Annotated in this window: 1 pseudogene; it reads left to right on the top strand. The window is 32.5% G+C overall.

From position 1 onward, the window contains the following. Window positions 1-45 precede the first annotated feature (45 nt). A pseudogene (locus ACIPNH_RS01845) lies at window positions 46-2,447 on the top strand (DEAD/DEAH box helicase); the annotation flags it as partial.

The following is a 2,447-nucleotide window of genomic DNA, read 5'->3' as shown; positions in this document are numbered from 1 at the left end:
CTTGAAGTAGATACTTATGGTGAAAATCTTATAGTTTTGAAAAAAGTGACAGAAGGCTTAAAGGAGAAAGAAGATCTTTTTTTAATAGACAAGTTTAAGGAGGTTATAGGTGCTTATATAAAACCAGTAGAAGTACAAGAAAGAAGAATAGATGGTCGATTAGTTGTTGAAGTAACAGGTAAGAACATTGTTGTCAGTGAAATTTTATGGCAATTAGAAAATACACTTTCAGAGAATTCAAATATAGAGGAAGTACGCTTTGTTGGCCCTGATGTTATACATATTGATGCAGATTTTAAAAATAAAGTTTGGTACGGAAAGAATGTAGTTGTTTTAACCAAAACAATAAAAGTACATGATAAAGTAACCTGGAATGTATCTGGGAAAGATAACAATCATACCTATTCTGATAATGCAGGTACTGGAAAAGATGGTCATGGTAAACAAGGGGCAGATGGTTATCCTGGGGAAAGTGGTGGCAATGTCTTGATTCTAGTAGAGAAAATAGAAAATCCGGAAAATTTTACCATTATTTCAAATGGTGGTAAGGGTAGTAAAGGACAAGATGGTGGAAATGGAAGAGATGGTAAGGATGGAGTAGGTATTACAAAAGCAGACTTTGATAATGAATTTCTTTCAGTTGTTAAGCTTGCTGCTCTACCAGGAGTTAGAAAGGAATTAGTCTCAAAAACTATTAAGAACATAAAGAAAAATTCCTTAATGATAAAAAACGAATTGTATAAAAACAGTGAAGACAGTTCAGCAGGTAATATTTTTATAGAAGTAACAAAAAATCAAGGAAATGAGGTAATTTTTTCTTATTGTCATGGTAGCCTTTCATCGCGCTATCAAGCTTTTCTTCTCTATAAAGGATCATTAGGGCAACATGGAGGACATGGTGGAGAATATGGTTTAGGTGGTCAAGGAGGATATGCCGGAGAGATAATAGTAAGAAATCTAGAAAATAGCAGCAAGGAATTTGGCATTGTAAAAAATGCTACGCAAGTAGAAGAAGGAGAAAAAGGACAGGGAGGTCTACATGGTATCCATGGGAAAAATGGTTGGGATATGGGTTACTTGGACTATCAATTGTGGGAAGAATTTAAGTTTCGTGGTGGAGATCAAAACAGTAAATGTACACTAGAATATTATGATAAAGATAATGATCCAAATGATCGAGTATGGTGTCCATATAAGGACAAATATGCTGGCATCAAGGCTACCAGTATTGAAAATAAAAAGCAAAAAAGGTGTGAAGAAAGAAAAAATACCAGACAAAACAATGACCGACAACATCACGCACAAGCTGTAAGGAAAAAAAACATTTCACAAAGTAGCATTTTAGCTAACTATTCTCATCATTTGAGCTCTATAGAAAGAAGTACGTTGCAGAATTTACAATCCGATTTAGAGAGTACTAAACAACACGCTTTGCAAGCAATTGTTGAAAATCAAGAGCAGCAGGAAAAGCAAACTACAGAATTAGGAATTAAGCGTCATTCTCCTTACCAGAACAAAAGTAAGCATCATAATGATATCTTTATTACAACATCTAGTACCACTTACAGAGAGACTATTGATGTTGAAAGTTTTATTGATAAGCTAAAAAAAGAACCATTGCTGCTAGACAATTGGTTTCAGTTAAAAAAGGCAGAACTTAATTTATCTCAGCTTAGTCAGTTATTTTTAGTTTTTGAAACCTTAAAAGGTAGCCCTCCTGAAACGAGTAGCTTACAAAATAATACAGAGCTACAAGACATAGAGAAGCTTTTGATTGATAAGTATAGACTTGCTACATTGCAAGAAATTGTAAAGCAATTACCACCTTATCAGGAGGTTACAAATAATGTAGAATTAACACCTGAAAATGCAGCAAGATATCTCATTGAAGCAAAAGGAAATGATAACAATATTTCTCACCATATTTTAGGAACTCTGAATCAATATCTTTATAAAAATAGTACAGAACAACATGAGAAAATTTCTAAATTCGGTAAAGAAGAATTACAGAATACAGAGAATAAAGCTTTAAAATACTCAATTAGAGCGTTTGTTTTAGAAGTAGGAAAATTAGAAGAGGAACATACAGATGTTAAAAAATATTATAACAAACATAAAAAATTTCTAAAAGATCAAGAACATAGTTTGAATATATTCTTTGAGGCGTTTAAAAGAGAGCTATCCCAGCCAAAACATGCAGAAGTATTTGGTTTATGGATTGAAAGTATTAAAGATAAATCTCTAAGAAGTAAGCTAGAAGAAAAAATACAAAAAGACGATTTTTTGAAGGCTCTTTATAATCGTTTTAATAATCAACTTAGACAAGAATATGATTGGAAAGAGTGTTGCAAAGATCAAGCTGTTCTTCAGAAATACGATGATTATATTCAAGAAAAAGGCTTATTATCAGAAAGCTATAGGGAATTATTAGCCTACATTTTCGATGT

The sequence above is a fragment of the Wolbachia endosymbiont of Drosophila barbarae genome (assembly GCF_044752445.1).
Lineage (GTDB): Bacteria > Pseudomonadota > Alphaproteobacteria > Rickettsiales > Anaplasmataceae > Wolbachia > Wolbachia pipientis.
Note: the sequence above shows the minus strand (reverse complement) of the source record. Positions and strands in the feature narration are given on the sequence as shown.